We start from the raw sequence: 15,473 nt of genomic DNA on the forward strand, positions 1-15,473 counted from the left end.
TCCATGGATCTGTTGCGATCGCTCCCTTTGGGGCTGTACCTTGAACAACCGGTGACTTGGTTGCACCGCCTTGATCCGCGGGTTAAGTTGGCATGGTTGATGACTTTTTTATTGGCACCCATTTTGGCGGATGTCACTTGGCGGTTGGGGCTAGTGGTCAGTTTAATTCTCTTGACGCTCCTGGGGGGGATTCCCGCGCGGGTGTGGCGGCAGCAACTGCTGTGGCTCCTCTTGGTGGGTAGTTTAATTCTGGTGATCACGGCTTTAATGCCCGATGGGATGGCGGTCACCTATCAACCCCGTCGTCCGTTGGAACCCACCGTTCCGCCAACGAGTTACAGTTATATCCTGTGGCAATTTCGTGCCCAAGTGGGTCAGTTGCCCATTCATCTGCAAGTCTCCCAGCGATCGCTGGAGTTGGGATTACGACTCAGTACGCTCCTGTTTACCCTGCTGTACAGTACCCACCTGTTTTTGCTGACAACTGCCCCCGAAGAGGTCACCGCCGGCTTGGAAAATCTGATGCAGCCCCTCAAGCGCTTTAAGCTACCGGTAGCAGAAATTGCCCTGACCTTGACGCTCTCCCTGCGTTTCATCCCTTTGGTGTTGGAAGAGGTGCAAAACCTGAGTCGCTCAGTGCGGACTCGTGCCATCAATTGGCGGCTGGTGGGCATTAAGGGCAGTATCAAGCTGTGGCTAGCCCTAGCTGTGCGGCTGTTGGACAATTTGCTGCTGCGGGCAGAACAGGTGGCCTGTGCCATGCAGGTACGCGGCTTTCAAGAACCGGGCACCTATGATAACCCGTGGCATCATCTGCGACTGCAACGGCAAGATTGGTTGGCTTTGGTGGGCATGGCGCTGTTTTGGTTGGTGCGTTTGGGTTGGTTGGGGGTTGAGCACTCGTGATCCGCCCCTGTCAGCCGTGGCTGTGGCGTTGTCTGCCCCTACGGGGTCGCACGGGTCGCGCTATTTTTCAGCAGTTATTTTTGGCGGAGCCGATTGCTGTTCTCCTCGAAAGTCCAGCCCAAGCCCCCACACCCCAAGCTCGCTATTCCATTTGCGCGGGGTCACCGCGGTGCGATCGCCAGTGGGTCTTATCCCTCGGTGATGTCTTGCCCACGTTACGAACATTTCCCCAAGGGGCGGCTGTGCCCGATGAAGTGAGCCATCTGCCCTTTACGGGCGGCTGGTTGGGATGGCTGGGGTATGAGTTGGCGTGGGAAATTGAGGCTCTTCCCCCTCTGAAGCCCGATCCTCTCCCTTTCCCACTGGCGTTCTGGTATGAACCCCAAGCCTTCGCAGTTTTAGATCATCGGGCAGATCTCCTTTATCTTGCTGCTTCCACCCCGGCTCAACTGGCTGTTTTGCAACAGGCCTTAGACCCAACACCCCCTGAACAGCCCCTGCTGGTTCCCGATCGCCCCAGCAAGATTGAATTGGCTGCGGGTTGGCAAGCCGATACCTACCAAGCAGCTGTAACCCAGATTCTCCGCCGTATTCGCGCTGGCGATATTTTTCAAGCCAATCTTTCCGCCCGCTTTTGTCATTACGGTTCCGTTGATCCATGGCAACAGTACCTGCGGCTTCAGCAGATTAACCCCTCTCCCTTTGCCAGTTTTTGGCAGACCCCCTGGGGCTACATTGTCAGTTGCTCACCCGAACGCTTGGTGCAAGTTCAGGGAGACAGCGTGCAAACGCGACCCATTGCCGGTACCCGTCCGCGCGGCCAAACGCCAGCGGGCGATCGCGCCCATGCCGAGGAACTCCTCAACAATACCAAGGAACAGGCAGAACACATTATGCTCGTGGATTTGGAGCGCAATGACTTGGGGCGGGTATGCCAGTGGGGCAGTGTGGTGGTGGATGAACTTTTGACCTTGGAGTACTACAGTCATGTGATTCACCTAGTGAGCAATGTTCGCGGCCGTTTGCAATCGGGGATATCCCCTGTGGATGTCATCTGTGCCCTCTTTCCCGGTGGCACGATTACGGGCTGTCCCAAGGTGCGCTGTATGGAGATTTTGGCAGATCTTGAACCCTTTCCCCGCAATTTGTTCTACGGTTCCTGTGGCTACTGGGATCAGCGGGGACACCTAGATTTGAATATCCTCATTCGCACCCTCTTGGTGGCGGGCGATCGCCATAGGACTTGGGGACAAGTGGGCGCCGGTATTGTCGCCGACAGTGATCCAGAGCGAGAATGGCAAGAATCCCTCAGCAAAGCCCAGGCCCTGCTCCTTGCCCTTGGGACACCCAGCCCCATCGGTACAGGTGCCTAAGCCTCCTCAATCAAGACGTGCCACTCCACAACCACAGCAGCGGGAACCGCGATTTCAATGCCCTGCTCCTCTAGGGGCGGACGCAACACTAAGGGTTCACTCTGGGGGAGGTGGGGTACAAGGGGCAACAGATCAAACTGTCCCACATTGGCAACGCTGTCTGCCTTGGGAAAGTCATCCACGGCTGTCAGGGTTTGACCGCTCGACGTGATCAGCACCAAGGGATCGGGATGGCGAAAGTGGTACTGCTCGGGAAACCCCACCAAGCGCAACTGCAACTGGTCACGACGGGAAAAGAGAATCACCTGCCATGTAAAGCCACGATTATCGCGCAACTGATGCCGAGACTGCACCACCACTTGATTGGGAGCTTCCTCAATTGTGCGAATCATGGCATTGCTGCTAGGGGACACCGCAAGCCACAGGGGAATCACTAGCAGGATCAGCAGTAAACAACGTTGCCAAGGTGCCATTGGCGTTCCTCCTTCTCCTTAGGGTGAGGTTTGGAGGGCCTGTTGAATTTGCGGAATCGTCACGGCGTACATGCCCCGTAGATCGCCAACGCGAAAGTCAAAGGCGCGATCGCTGGGATATTTTTCTTGAATAAAGGCAGGGCGGCGATTTTTCGCCCCATGGCAGGCAAGGCAACTGGCTTGGACATCAATGCGACGGAAGTAATGCACTCCCTCACGATCCGTTTGCCAAAAGGCTTGCAGTTGACGATTGTTGTCAAATTGATTCAGGGCTTGAACTTCAAGAGCGGTACGCGGGGCGTGGTTGGGGTTGCGGTACTTTAGGGCTACCTGACGCACTTGCCAACCGTTGGTGGCAGCAATTTCCTTGGCTTTCTTGCCTACGGGCGCACAAACAGCCTTAAAGGTGTCAAGGGTGGGTTCGCTGGGACTCCCTTCTAGGGTAGAGGCAAGGCCAATGCGCATTTGATCCAATTGTTCAATGGCGGTTACGGCTTTCCCCAGTTCATCGGGATTCACACTGGCCAATGTGGCTAAGGAACCCTGAGCCCATAGGGATACCATCAATAGCCCTATGAGAAAGATTCGCACCATACAAGTTGCTCCTTTATTAAATTTTGTCAATGTTTACCTGTTAAACTTTCACGGTTGGTTGCTGCTCTAGCAACGCGGTGGATTGCAGGGGACGCACGAGGGAGAGGCCAAAGAATAGCCGCAGTCCCCACTGTTCAAACCAAGGAACACTTAGCCCCCATCTCATTTTCAGCAGGAAGTAGTGCTCAAAGACAGCCTTGACCCAACTGACCCACAATCCTTGAATGGCGTAGGCCAAGCGGCGCTTTTGCCCGAGGGCCTCAGGAATCACAGGAGCGGCAATATAGGCAATACCCGTATCACCAAAGTCAGCAAAACAGAGGGCATCCAGTGTTGGCACGACAGGGTCAGCGGCTAATTCCCCAAGGGCAACAGCAATATTGTGGCTGGCAGCGATCGCCATCTCCTCGGTCATTTGCCCGGTTTTGGGCAACCCCACGGGAACAGGGGTGACTTCTAAAGGCTGAAGGTGAACACTAATGCCAACCCCATAGATCTCAGGATAGTTGGGATGTTGAAGGGTAGGCAGCAGGGGCAAAAATCCCTTTTCATTGCCAAGGCCGCAGGCGCGCACAAACGAGGCTCCGCGAAAGGACGGCAAAATCATGCTGTAGCCAAAGGGGATGCTCCGTCCATCTCGTAGCAGAATCCGATGCGGCTCAAGGGCGGTGATCTCAGCGTTGGTGATCGTTTCAATGCCCCGTTCCTCAATCAAGTTGCGGGTGAGTTGATCGCTGTTGGCCAAGCCGCCAATTCCCAAGTGGCCAACGTAGGGTTCAGGGGTAATGAACGTGATCTTGACGCGATCGCGCAACCCATGACGCCGCAGGGCATGCTCCGCCAAAAACAGAAATTCATAGGCAGGTCCAAAGCAACTGGCTCCCGGCGCCGCACCCACAACTAAGTCCTTGGGGTCTTTGAGAAATTCTTGCCATGCTCTATGGGCGGCCACTGCATGGGCGGGAGTACACACCGAATGACTATGGATGCCAAGGCCGGGAATCAGATCGAGGGCGAGTTCTGCCCCTGTGGCAATCACTAAGTAGTCGTAGTCAAGGGTTTGCTCAGGCAAATAAACCTTCTTTGCTTCAGGATCAACCCGCTGCACTTTGCCCTGCACCCATGTCAACCGATGCCGACGGCTCACCGTCTCTAAGGGTACTTGTAGGCGTTCGAGGGAATTGTGTCCTAGGGCAACCGCCACTAGTCCCGGAATAAACGTAAAGCGATCCACATCGGAGACTAAGACCACTGCATGGCGATCGCCCAAACGATGCTTCAATTCATAGGCTGTGGGCAATCCGCCGATGCCCGCCCCTAGGACAACCACCCGTGCCATGACCGTATCCTCTGCAAATTTATTTAATTAACTATATGGTAGTATAAGAATATGCAATTGGCTACAACCGTCTGTGCTACGGAGAACCCTAGAGTCGCACTGAATTGATCCTGTGGCCTTGTCGCGGCAGCCGTTGGGACTATACTGGAAAGAACACGACCTGTTGGAAGCCCATCGGATGAATAGTTGCGTCCTCTTTGCAGAAGTGATTCAAGCGCCAGAACTGCGCTACACCCAAGAAAATCAGATGGCAGTGGCGACAATGGTGGTGCAGTTTGCCAGCTTGCGCAGTGAAGAGCCACCTATGAGTTTGCGGACAGTAGCTTGGGGCAATTTGGGGCAAAAAATGCAGGCGGAGTGCAAAGTGGGCGATCGCCTGATCCTCGAAGGTCGGCTAAAAATGGACACGATTGACCGCCCGGAAGGCTTCAAAGAAAAACGTGCCGAGCTGGTGGTGAGCCGTTTCTACACCGTTGAAGGAAATATTGTGGATCATCCGGCACAGCCGGCAACCGCCCCCATGGCCACACCCGCAGTTACAGCACCTGTGACACCTAGGGTGGCACCCCCACCCCCTGAACCCGAAGATATTAACCTAGATGAGGTGCCTTTCTAGGGGTGCAGTCGGCAGGTTTGAATTTGCCACGGGCTAAGGGTGACTACATCGGCATCCTCTGCGGGGGTCTCTAAGAGCGTTTGCAGTGCTTTGATCTGCCATGGGATGAGCGTTGAGTGCAGCACCAAGGTGCCCCCTTCCCCAGCCACGTCTGCCACTCGCAATTGCCAACCCTGTCCATCCTCTGCCTGTTTTAGAGCAAGACATTGAATGTGGGCATCCGACCAATGGAGCAGGTGGGCGTGGGGAGGTAAGGTTCCTGAGGGGTTGGGAGGGGCAAACAGCTTCGCTGTGCCATGGGCGATCGCGCTCCTGAGGGGATGATTAAACTGAGCCACCCATTGGGGGACAGCAGCCGCTTGCCATGCGCCACTGTGGGGAAACACGCCATAACTAAAGCGGTGCTGACGGCGATCGCTCGTCGGATCGGGCCAAGTGGGCGATCGCAAGAGGGTCAATCGCAGTTGATTGGCTTGGGCATCAAGGCCGTGCTTGCAGTCAGTGAAGAGGCTCACCCCATACTCTGGCGTACTCAAATCCACCCAAGTGAGAAAGGGCACCTCCCATTTCGTTTGCTCGTGGGCGGGCAGCTGGGGATTGGGGAGGGTGGGGCGCACCGTGACGCCGCCGGGAGTTTCACAGGTGATCTGCTCAGCACGGATACCCAAGGGAAAGGCAGCCTTGAGGAGAATATGTTCCTCCTGCCAATCAATTTCCGTATCAATGCGCAGCCAAGGGGTTTGATACTGCAACACATAGTCCTGCTGAATCCACGAGGACTGAAAGCGCCACCTCACCCGTAGCCGTTGCTCCAATTGATGCCACGTCACCCATTCAATGGCTTCTAGGGTTGCCCCCGCCAGTCGGTGCTGCCCATAGTTGGGGTCAATGTTCCAAGCATCCCAGTACTGCCCCTGATCACGGAAAAATTGCAGTTGATTGCCGCGATCGCCCAAGCAGGGACGATGATTCAACTTGTCATACAGATTGGTGATTTCCCCGGTTGCTGGATCAATTTCAACGTGGAGATAGTTATTTTCCAAGACATAGCCCAAGGGTGGGGTTGGTAACGTATCAGGGCGCGATCGCGGGCAAAGCCACAGCAGCGTGTAGCCGATGCCCGGCACCTCAGGGGTACGAAACGTCAGGCAACCTTGGGGAGCATTCAACTGCACTGGTAAATCGTAGTCGCCCCGTGGACAATAAACCCGCCAAGAGGGAATCTCCTGCGGTAGCTGCGCCAAGTCAATGTGGACAACTCCGGCGCGATCGCCCACTAAGCCATTGAAGATCACAACGGGAATTGCCCCTGTCACAGGAGGGGCGCCGCAGTCAATAGACTGGTACAGTGCAGTTTGCGCTTCCTCTAGAACGGTCTCTGTCGTCCTCAGGAGTTGTTGCCACGTTGGTGCCACCTCAGCATAGACCTCTGGAATCGAGGAGCCGGGGAGAATATCGTGGAACTGATTAAAGAGCAGTTGCTGCCAGCAGGTTTTGAGTGCTTCTGTAGGATAGGAAAAAGAAGTCGTGATAGCTGCAAGAGCAGACCAACATTCTGCCTGCTGGAGTTGGCGTTGGGCGCGATCGTGGGCAGCCTTTTGATCCCCATGACTGGTGTAGCAGCCACGATGAAATTCCAAGTAGAGTTCCCCTTGCCAATGGGTGGTCGGCGGTGTTTCTTGGCTTAATTGCTCCAGATACTGCCGCACCGTTGTCCACCGCCACTGCGGGCCAATTCCCCCCAGTTGTTGCCAGCGCCGCACCTGTTGCAGCATTGCCGCGGTTGGTCCACCGCCATGATCGCCCACACCGGGGAGCCAGAGACTGCGCCGTGATCCCGTTTGTTGCCACCACTCTTGGGCGTAGGCAGCCATTTTCACTGGATCAATGCCCTCACCAATAGGCGCTGACATCAGCGCATTTACCTCAGCCCCCGCCACATCCCGCCAAACAAACCAGCCGTGGGGAAAGCGCGTGGTATCATTCCAGCGCAATTTTTGGGTGACAAAGTAGCGAATGCCCCCCTGAGCCAAGAAACTAGGGAGTCGTTCGGGAAAGCCGAAGGTGTCCGGCAACCAAGCAATGGGACTGAGATTGCCAAAGGCCTGCTGCACATACTGCTGACCATAGAGAATCTGGCGGACAATGGATTCACCGTTAATCAGATTCAGTTCCGGCTCCACCCAAAGACCCGCCGCCACATCCCACCAACCCCCTGCCACCGCTTCCTGAATCCGCCCAAAGAGTTCCGGGGCATGGGTTTGCAAATAGGCATAGAGGGCGGGGGTGGAGTGGGTAAACGTTAGTTCGGGGTAGTGTTCCTTCAGCTGTAAGATGGATCGAAAAGTGGACTGTGCCACTTGCCACGTTTCCGCGATCGGCCAGAGCCACGCCAAGTCCAAATGCGCATGGCCACAGAGGTGCATGGTGAAGTCCCGCAAGGGGGTGGCGATCGCGTGCAATCTCCCGTGCAGCTTGGTGAGCAGTGGATCAAGGCTTGAGCGCTGCCCTTGGCTCTCTAAAATCTCCTGAAGAAGCGGCTCTAGGGGTTGCGGGTTCAGTGTCTCGCCAAAGATCTCCAGAATCTCTAACTCAGTGGCGACAAAGTCCGGATCAATTCCCGTTGGCGAGGCAAACCGCAGGCGTGATGCCACCAAGGCGCCGTCATCGTGGCTGGGACTAAGGAGATGCAGCATCACCTCCCAAGTTTGGCCGGCGCTGACCGCCTCCTCCAAGCAAAAACTCACCGAATGATCAAACAAATCCCCCGCGTGAACCGCCTGCCCATTCACATACACCGTTGCCTGATCCGCCCACCACGTGAGATCGAGGTATAGGCTCAGGCCTGTGACATCGTAGCCTCGAACGGTTGCGGGTACTGTGATTCGCTGTCCCAACCAGAGGGATTGCTGCCCCTTCGGCCAAGCGAGGTGACCTTTGGCATTGACGGGATAAGGCGTATCACCTAGCTCTTTGCAGGAGGGCGAAGAAAGGGGGAACCACTGGTGATGGCTCTCAATCACCGCCAGTGAATGCAGGTAATCACGAGATTTTTTGATCAATTCTGACAAGTGCATAAAACTTCGTTAATTTTTCTGCGATCGGCCTAGGCCAATTGCTATGCTAGGGGTGTGAGGAGCGGTCGTCATTTATTTAAGCAAACTGCCAATAAAATAAGTGAATTTTCTTCAAGAGGAGTGACCCAATGGTAACCCGATTTGAGCCGTGGCGGGGCTTTTTGATCTCCTCGCTCTGTGGGGTACTCACAGCCCTCGCGATCGCCCCAGTGACACCTGCCCAAGCTCAGCGACCCTCAGCCCCCGATCAACCCGTAGAAACAGTAGTCACAGATCCGCTTCAGAGTCCTTTCCCGCTGCCTTGGAAATGGATTGACGATGGCTACGCCGCTGCTGTCAAGGCCAAGAAATCTCTAAAATTCACTCAACAAACCCCCCAATACGTCTCTCCCGATGGCCGCTATGTGGCTCAAGCCACCCTCTACTTCACGGCTCATCCAGACGCTCATCGGCAACAACTGGTGAGTGTCCTAGAGATTCGCGATCGCCAGAGCGGCAACCAGCAGCGGATTGAAAGTCTCAAGGAAATGCCGCGGGAATTTTTGGCAGAGGTGCCCCAAGGGGAAGGCCTAATTGCCGTGCTTGTCCCCGTGGGTTGGTCAGAAACGGGCAACCGTCTCTTGGTACGTCAGCTGGGTGGTCTTTTTGCCACCGATTTAATCAGCGACGGCGCGTGGATTTGGCAGGCGGGGGTGGGTCATGTGGCCACAGTGTATCCCACTGCTGAGGAATATGATTTTGCCACCCTCTTGGGCTGGAGTACCACGGATCCGCAACGAGTGCTCTTTCAAACCCAAACCATGGGGAACCCCAAAGCCACAATCTGGGCAGTGGATACCCAAGGCAGCACCCAATTGGCACAAGGCGATCGCCCCCGTGTCTATGGCACCACCCTACCTGCCACTGCGAATGCCCAGCGTTAGATCACCTCAAGGGGAGACCAACAACTGGCCAAGATAGCGATCAATCAAGCCAATCATCACCGCAGGACATTCTAATTGCGGCGTCAGTCCCACCCCTGGAATCACATCAAAGGCACGAATCGCCTCGGGGTTTAACTGTGCCAAGCGTTGACCCACGGCCACCGGGGGGAGTTTGGCCTGTTCTCCCCAAACGATATAGGTCGGCACCGTCAAATGGGGTAGGAAGCGACTGAGGTCGCAGCAGAGATCACCCCGCACAAAGGCCAGTGCGGCAAATTCTGCCCCCGCCGACTGCGCTACTTGGGTATAGGTGGCAACCATTTCTGGGCTGATGCGGTTAGGTCGGGCAAACTGTTGATTGGCCATAAAGGACTGCACACTCAGGGCATTGGCCACGCCGAGGCGATAAAAGGTGATATCCACATAGGGCTGGCGGGCAATCTGGGCAAGGGGAGTCTGGCGGTAGTCTTGACCAAAATCACTCAACCCCGTTGGGCAAGTGAGGATCAGGGCACGGAAGCGTTGGGGATGGGCGATCGCCCCCTGAATCGCAAAAGCCGCTGTCAATGAGGAGGTGATCACCACGGCCGGTTCAGTCGTCAAGTGACCAAGGCACTCTAGAAGGTGATCCACATAACCCGCCACCGTATAGGGTTGATCAAGATGGGCAGAGGCACCCCAACCCGGCAAATCCAAAGCAAAAAGGGGATACTCAGCCGCAAAGGCCGGATAGACCGCCGACCACTCATACCGACTAGAGCCGCCCCCCAAGCCATGCCAAAAAAACAGCGGTGGTTGGGAATGGGAATGTGAGATCGCTGCCAACTCATTGCTGACATAAGCCACCTCACCCATCGCCGTCGTTAGGGTGCGCGATCGCAGGCAATCAAACATCGGAATTTCCTAAAAAGAAGAAACCTGCTATGATAATAAATCGCGCTGAATTAAACGGGTAGCAATTGGGCTGCCCCCGCCCCAAGGAGTGCCGCCGTGACTAAGAGTACCGAAGGCGAAAAGCCCACTAGTGGCTTTCATCTAACCGAGTTTTTCCGTGAAACCAAGGAAGAACTCAGCAAAGTGGTGTGGCCCGATCGCCAGCGTCTGATTGGCGAATCTGCGGCAGTGATTCTTATCGTTTCCCTTTCGGCTGCGGTCATCTACCTAGTGGATGAACTCTTTCGTTGGCTGGCCACACTAATTTTCTAGACAGCCAAAGATTTCTACGAGTACGCGCCTATGGTGAGTGAATTTACTGATCATTCTGATCTGAGTGATCCTCTTGACGACATCGTTGAAGTGGCCGAAGGGGATCAGGCGGGTAAGGTCAAGCGATTCTGGTATGCCGTGCAAGTGGCCTCCGGCTGCGAGAAAAAAGTGAAAAGCACCATCGAGCAGCGGCTCCATACGCTGGATGTGGCCGATCGCATCTTTCGCATTGAAATTCCCCAAACCCCCGTCATCAAAATCAAAAAAGATGGCTCGCGGCAAACCATTGAGGAAAAAGTTTTTCCCGGTTATGTTCTTGTCCAAGTGCGGGCACAGCAGTCCCCCGAAACGGGTGAATGGCAAATTGATGATGAAGCGTGGCAGGTGATTAAAAACACCCCCAATGTGATTAACTTTGTTGGTGCCGAGCAACGCCGCAGTACAGGCCGCGGACGCGGTCACGTCAAGCCCATGCCCCTGAGTCCGGCCGAAGTGGATCGCATCTTCCGCAAAGCCCAAGAACAAGAACCGGTTCACCGCATTGATCTCAACAGTGGTGATAAGATCAAAGTTCTCAATGGTCCCTTTAAGGACTTTGAGGGAGAGGTGATCGAAGTCAGTGCTGAACGCAGCAAACTGAAAGCATTACTCTCGATTTTTGGCCGCGAAACGCCGGTCGAACTCGAAGTGACTCAAGTGGAAAAAGTAGATTAGGACGCTAACTCACTATGGCGAAAAAGGTCGTCGCAGTTATTAAACTTGCCATTCAAGCGGGTAAAGCCAACCCTGCTCCCCCCATTGGTCCGGCTCTTGGTCAGCACGGTGTGAACATCATGATGTTCTGCAAAGAGTACAATGCTCGCACCGCTGATCAAGTGGGGATGGTTGTTCCCGTTGAAATTTCAGTCTATGAAGATCGCAGTTTCACCTTTGTTCTCAAAACTCCGCCCGCTTCCGTGCTGATTCAGAAAGCTGCGGGCATTGAAAAAGGTTCTGGCGAACCCAACAAGAAAAAAGTGGGCAGCATTACCCGTACCCAACTGCGGGAAATTGCCGAGAAGAAAATGCCCGACCTCAATGCCAACGATATTGAAGCGGCCATGCGGATTATCGAAGGCACTGCCCGCAATATGGGCGTGACTATTACTGATTAAAGCTTTCTGAGTGTGTTCCTGTTGAGTCCTTTGTTGTATTGGGGGAGAAACTTCGTTTCGTTAGTACCCCGTGGAGGTAAATTCTGATGCGTAAACTCTCGCGACGACTGCGCGAACTCTATACCAAGGTGGAGGATCGTCCCTACGCTCCCCTCGAGGCCTTGCAACTGCTCAAGGAAACGGCCACAGCCAAGTTTCCTGAATCGGCAGAAGCCCACATTCGCTTGGGGATTGATCCCAAATATACAGACCAACAATTGCGTACCACCGTGGCGCTGCCCAAAGGCACTGGTCAAACCATTCGCGTGGCGGTCATTGCCCGTGGTGAAAAAGTGACCGAAGCCAGTGCCGCTGGTGCCGATGTCGTGGGTTCAGAGGAACTCATTGACGAAATTCAAAAGGGGCGGATGGATTTTGACCTAGTCATTGCTACCCCCGATATGATGCCCCAAGTGGCCAAAGTGGGTCGGATTCTCGGTCCGCGGGGGCTGATGCCTTCGCCGAAAGCGGGTACGGTCACCTTTGATCTACCCCAAGCCATTCAGGAGTTCAAAGCAGGGAAAGTGGAGTTCCGTGCCGATCGCACTGGGATTGTCCATGTGCTCTTTGGCAAAGCTAGCTTCAGCGCCGAAGACTTGCTGGTGAATCTCAAAGCCCTGCAAGAGAGTATTGACCGCAACCGTCCGAGCGGTGCCAAAGGTCGCTACTGGCGCAGTGTCTATGTGGCCGCCACCATGGGGCCGAGCATTCAAGTGGACATCAACGCCCTGCGGGAGCTAAAACTGGCCGAAGCCGCCTAAGGAGGACTTGCCTATTGCCCAATGCTTGACAACTCAAGACGGCAACCGAAGACCGCAGGGGTCTGGCTCAGACATAATCTTCCTGCCGAGGTTTGCGAAGTCCATCCGTTGGGATTGGGCGATCGCCCCGGCACCACTGCTGGGGTTTTTCTTTCACTGACTACAGGAGGTGATGCGCGTGGGACGCACGCTAGCAAACAAAAAAGAAATTGTGGCGGAGCTAAAGGAACGCCTGAGCGAGTCACAAATGGCACTGGTGATTGACTACCAAGGTCTCACCGATGCTGAGATGAAGGATTTGCGGCAACGCTTGCGCAAGTGCAATGCCAGTTGCAAGGTTACTAAAAATACGCTGATGGAATTGGCGGTCAAAGAAAGTGACGCTTGGCAACCCATGACCCAATTCCTCAAGGGACCTTCAGCGTTCCTGTTGGTCAAGGATGACATTGGCGGCACGATCAAGGCCTACCAAGAATTCCAAAAGGCCACGAAAAAAACCACCCTACGCGGTGGGGTCATGGAGGGACGTGCCCTTGACGAAGCGCAAGTGAAGGCCATTGGTGATCTGCCCTCAAAAGAACAACTCATGGCGCAGATTGCTGGTGCCCTCAATGCCGTCACAGCGAAGATTGCCATTGGCATCAAGGAGGTTCCCGCTTCCTTGGCGCGGGCAACGCAGGCGATCGCCGACAAAGGCGCGGCATAGATCGATCCTGCTTTTGGTTTCCCTTGGGAAACCACCTGTTCTTGTTTTCCAACTTTAAAACGATAGGAGTTGACAATGTCTGCTGCAACCGATGAAATTCTCGAAAAGTTGAAATCCTTGACCCTGCTGGAAGCCGCTGAGCTGGTCAAGCAAATTGAAGAGGCCTTTGGTGTGAGTGCCGCTGCGCCGGTCGGTGGCATGATGGTCGCCGCTCCCGTGGGTGGTGGTGCTGCTGCTCCCGCAGAAGAAGTCGAAGAGAAAACCGCCTTCGATGTCATTCTCGAAGAAGTCCCCGCCGATAAGAAGATTGCGGTGCTCAAAGTGGTGCGCTCTTTGACCGGCTTGGGTCTCAAGGAAGCCAAGGAAGTGGTGGAATCCACGCCCAAACCCGTGAAAGAAGGTGCCACCAAGGAAGACGCCGAAGCTGCCAAGAAAGAGCTAGAAGAAGCGGGCGCCAAAGTCAGCATCAAGTAGTCTTTGTTTGGCCTTTAGTCATGCAGAGGGTGGTATTTTTGCCACCCTTTTTTATTGGTTGATTGGCGGCAATTGCAAGGGGGATACCCATGACCGATATTCGTGCCATTTATACCGATGGTGCCTGTGAGGGAAATCCAGGGCCGGGGGGCTGGGGCGTGGTCATTTACTTTGCCGATGGCTCTGTGCAGGAACTGGGAGGACATCACCCGGCCACGACGAATAATCGCATGGAATTGCAGGCGGCCATTGAAGCCCTCAAGGCATGGCGCCAACTGGCTCCGGGGAGCGCGATCGCCCTTTACACCGACAGCGAGTATGTGCTCAAGGGGATTACCGAGTGGATCCACAACTGGAAACGGCGGGGCTGGAAAACAGCTGCCAAAAAGCCCGTTCTCAACCAAGACCTGTGGCAGGAGTTAGATGCCCTCAATGATCCCTTAGTCCAGTGGCACCATGTCCGCGGCCATAGTGGCGATGTCGGCAATGAGCGCTGCGATCTTATTGCCCGCAGTTTGAGTCGTGGTCAGCCAATTGCCCTAAGAACGCTGCCACCACCGCTGGGGTAATGTCGCGAGTGTGCTCAAAAACTGCACTGGCTCCCGCTGAGCGCAGGCGATCGCCATACAGTTGACGATCTTCAGGTTTGACATGGGGAGGAATCACCCCAAGGGCAATCCATGGCGTTGTTGCCTGTTCTTTGCGGGCATTGACAACGGTCTGCATATCCGCCACTGTATCCCCGACATAGAAAGCAGGAATCGTTGCTTGGTCAGTAGCATGACGGTAGGCCAGCCGTAGCCCTGTGGGGTTGGGTTTGCCCGGTGCATCCTCCATGGCGATCAAAAGGGGCTGATCCAGACCCAAGCGGTGTTTCAGGACATATTCTGCTGAGTCCCGCGTGGCGCCACTGACAAACCCCCAGCGCATCTGCGCCTGATCGAGGGCTTGAAAGTAGGACATATCCACCAGCAGCGCCTCATCTTGAATATAGCCTGACCAATTGGGGCCACTATAGCGCTCCTCAAAAAAAATCACGAGGGCTTCATAGTCCAAGGGTACTTGGGAGCGGGGTTTCCCTTGGCGTTCAAAGTAGCGGTAGATGAGTTCACGCGACCCTTCCCAGTCGTTGTTCCAGCAGCCTTCCGCCTTGAGGTCGTCAATTTCCTTTTGACTAGGACGATAGGCTCCCCCCGTAAAATGCTCAACCGTATCCGCTAGGGCCCGGCGATAGGAACGACTGACATCGCGAATTACCCCATCAATATCAAAAAAGATACAGGCACAGGGGGGACTCAAGGGTGGCTCTCCAGAAACTTGTATGCAGTTGGCCTGATTGGTTATTATAAAGGATGGCCTGTTGTGAAAAACGAGTTTTAGGAGGTTGCAATTGTCCCGCTTTACCCTGAGAGTGCTTTGGCTAGAAAAAGATGTGGCGATCGCTGTCGATCAGATTGTTGGCAAAGGGACAAGCCCCCTCACCTCCTATTTCTTTTGGCCGCGCACCGATGCTTGGGAACTCCTCAAGGCCGAACTAGAGAAAAAATCTTGGATTACGGAAGCCGAGCGCATTGAACTCCTCAACCGTGCCACAGAAATTATTAACTACTGGCAAGAAGAAGGCAAAAATCGTCCCGTCAGCGAAGCCCAAAAACGCTTTAGTGATGTTAGTTTTGTAGGCACGGCCTAGGATACCCTTCATGCCGTGGCCAATCATTGCACGTTTGAGGAGAAATACCAATGGGAATTGTGCTGTACTTTGTCATTGTTGCTGGCGCGATCGCCCTCGCTACGATTTTGTTTCACACGCTACGTACAGTGAAGCTCATTTA

General features: G+C 54.8%; 18 protein-coding genes and 1 other annotated feature. Of the genes, 12 read left to right on the forward strand and 6 right to left on the reverse strand.

Features of this window, described 5'->3' with window-relative positions; translation table 11 throughout:
* The first annotated feature begins 3 nt into the window (after positions 1 to 3).
* A complete protein-coding gene (locus NBE99_RS02380; RefSeq protein WP_250682918.1) occupies positions 4 to 906 on the forward strand; it encodes an energy-coupling factor transporter transmembrane protein EcfT in 903 nt (300 codons plus the stop codon).
* Positions 903 to 2,279: an anthranilate synthase component I gene (locus NBE99_RS02385; RefSeq protein WP_250682919.1), complete on the forward strand. Its 1,377-nt coding sequence runs from the start codon at positions 903 to 905 to the stop codon at positions 2,277 to 2,279. Before NBE99_RS02380 ends, NBE99_RS02385 begins: the two co-directional genes overlap by 4 nt.
* Here NBE99_RS02385 and NBE99_RS02390 read toward each other — a convergent pair.
* From NBE99_RS02390 to NBE99_RS02400, 3 genes are all read right to left on the reverse strand, one after another.
* On the reverse strand, positions 2,276 to 2,752 hold the full coding sequence (locus tag NBE99_RS02390; RefSeq protein WP_250682920.1) for a DUF3122 domain-containing protein: 477 nt from the start codon (positions 2,750 to 2,752) through the stop codon (positions 2,276 to 2,278). The two genes, NBE99_RS02385 and NBE99_RS02390, sit on opposite strands and share 4 nt — an antisense overlap.
* An 18-nt stretch (positions 2,753 to 2,770) precedes the next feature.
* Positions 2,771 to 3,316, reverse strand: a complete 546-nt coding sequence (locus tag NBE99_RS02395; RefSeq protein WP_250682921.1) for a DUF3365 domain-containing protein — start codon at positions 3,314 to 3,316, stop codon at positions 2,771 to 2,773.
* Positions 3,317 to 3,386: 70 nt separating this feature from the next.
* Positions 3,387 to 4,685, reverse strand: a complete 1,299-nt coding sequence (locus NBE99_RS02400; RefSeq protein ID WP_250682922.1) for an NAD(P)/FAD-dependent oxidoreductase — start codon at positions 4,683 to 4,685, stop codon at positions 3,387 to 3,389.
* A gap of 112 nt (positions 4,686 to 4,797) precedes the next feature.
* On the opposite strand from NBE99_RS02400, the gene NBE99_RS02405 reads away from it, so the two are divergent.
* Positions 4,798 to 5,301 carry a single-stranded DNA-binding protein gene (locus NBE99_RS02405; RefSeq protein ID WP_250682923.1) on the forward strand — a complete coding sequence of 168 codons (504 nt, stop codon included), beginning with the start codon at positions 4,798 to 4,800 and terminating at the stop codon, positions 5,299 to 5,301.
* On the opposite strand, the gene NBE99_RS02410 is transcribed toward NBE99_RS02405, so the two are convergent.
* A complete protein-coding gene (locus NBE99_RS02410; RefSeq protein WP_250682924.1) occupies positions 5,298 to 8,378 on the reverse strand; it encodes a glycoside hydrolase family 38 C-terminal domain-containing protein in 3,081 nt (1,026 codons plus the stop codon). The genes NBE99_RS02405 and NBE99_RS02410 overlap by 4 nt on opposite strands.
* Before the next feature lie 128 nt (positions 8,379 to 8,506).
* Between NBE99_RS02410 and NBE99_RS02415 the strand changes: the two genes are divergently transcribed.
* Entirely contained in the window at positions 8,507 to 9,301 is a 795-nt protein-coding gene (locus tag NBE99_RS02415; protein WP_250682925.1) for a hypothetical protein, read from the forward strand.
* 6 nt (positions 9,302 to 9,307) lie between these two features.
* Here the strand turns inward: NBE99_RS02415 and NBE99_RS02420 are convergent, their stop codons facing one another.
* Positions 9,308 to 10,195, reverse strand: a complete 888-nt coding sequence (locus tag NBE99_RS02420; protein ID WP_250682926.1) for an alpha/beta fold hydrolase — start codon at positions 10,193 to 10,195, stop codon at positions 9,308 to 9,310.
* A 96-nt stretch (positions 10,196 to 10,291) separates the two neighbouring features.
* Here NBE99_RS02420 and secE point away from each other — a divergent pair, with 96 nt between their 5' ends.
* From secE to rnhA, 7 genes are all read left to right on the forward strand, one after another.
* Positions 10,292 to 10,507 carry a preprotein translocase subunit SecE gene (gene secE, locus NBE99_RS02425; protein ID WP_250682927.1) on the forward strand — a complete coding sequence of 72 codons (216 nt, stop codon included), beginning with the start codon at positions 10,292 to 10,294 and terminating at the stop codon, positions 10,505 to 10,507.
* A 30-nt stretch (positions 10,508 to 10,537) separates the two neighbouring features.
* Entirely contained in the window at positions 10,538 to 11,221 is a 684-nt protein-coding gene (nusG, locus tag NBE99_RS02430) for a transcription termination/antitermination protein NusG (RefSeq protein WP_250682928.1), read from the forward strand.
* Between the two features lie 14 nt (positions 11,222 to 11,235).
* Positions 11,236 to 11,661: a 50S ribosomal protein L11 gene (rplK, locus tag NBE99_RS02435; RefSeq protein ID WP_250682929.1), complete on the forward strand. Its 426-nt coding sequence runs from the start codon at positions 11,236 to 11,238 to the stop codon at positions 11,659 to 11,661.
* A gap of 83 nt (positions 11,662 to 11,744) precedes the next feature.
* Positions 11,745 to 12,461 (forward strand): 50S ribosomal protein L1, encoded by a 717-nt coding sequence (rplA, locus tag NBE99_RS02440; RefSeq protein ID WP_315897304.1) that lies wholly within the window; start codon positions 11,745 to 11,747, stop codon positions 12,459 to 12,461.
* 27 nt (positions 12,462 to 12,488) lie between these two features.
* Positions 12,489 to 12,621 (forward strand) — a sequence feature (ribosomal protein L10 leader region).
* Positions 12,622 to 12,639: 18 nt separating this feature from the next.
* Entirely contained in the window at positions 12,640 to 13,167 is a 528-nt protein-coding gene (gene rplJ, locus NBE99_RS02445; RefSeq protein WP_250682931.1) for a 50S ribosomal protein L10, read from the forward strand.
* 75 nt (positions 13,168 to 13,242) lie between these two features.
* Positions 13,243 to 13,641: a 50S ribosomal protein L7/L12 gene (gene rplL / locus NBE99_RS02450; RefSeq protein ID WP_149817205.1), complete on the forward strand. Its 399-nt coding sequence runs from the start codon at positions 13,243 to 13,245 to the stop codon at positions 13,639 to 13,641.
* Between the two features lie 89 nt (positions 13,642 to 13,730).
* Complete coding sequence (rnhA, locus tag NBE99_RS02455) at positions 13,731 to 14,210, forward strand: ribonuclease HI (RefSeq protein WP_250682932.1); 480 nt, start codon at positions 13,731 to 13,733, stop codon at positions 14,208 to 14,210.
* Here rnhA and NBE99_RS02460 read toward each other — a convergent pair.
* On the reverse strand, positions 14,143 to 14,940 hold the full coding sequence (locus NBE99_RS02460; RefSeq protein ID WP_250682933.1) for a TIGR01548 family HAD-type hydrolase: 798 nt from the start codon (positions 14,938 to 14,940) through the stop codon (positions 14,143 to 14,145). The two genes, rnhA and NBE99_RS02460, sit on opposite strands and share 68 nt — an antisense overlap.
* 85 nt (positions 14,941 to 15,025) lie before the next feature.
* Between NBE99_RS02460 and NBE99_RS02465 the strand changes: the two genes are divergently transcribed.
* On the forward strand, positions 15,026 to 15,331 hold the full coding sequence (locus NBE99_RS02465) for a 30S ribosomal protein PSRP-3 (protein ID WP_315897281.1): 306 nt from the start codon (positions 15,026 to 15,028) through the stop codon (positions 15,329 to 15,331).
* The last annotated feature ends 142 nt before the right edge of the window (positions 15,332 to 15,473 follow it).

This window comes from Thermosynechococcus sp. HN-54 (assembly GCF_023650955.1).
Taxonomy (GTDB): domain Bacteria; phylum Cyanobacteriota; class Cyanobacteriia; order Thermosynechococcales; family Thermosynechococcaceae; genus Thermosynechococcus.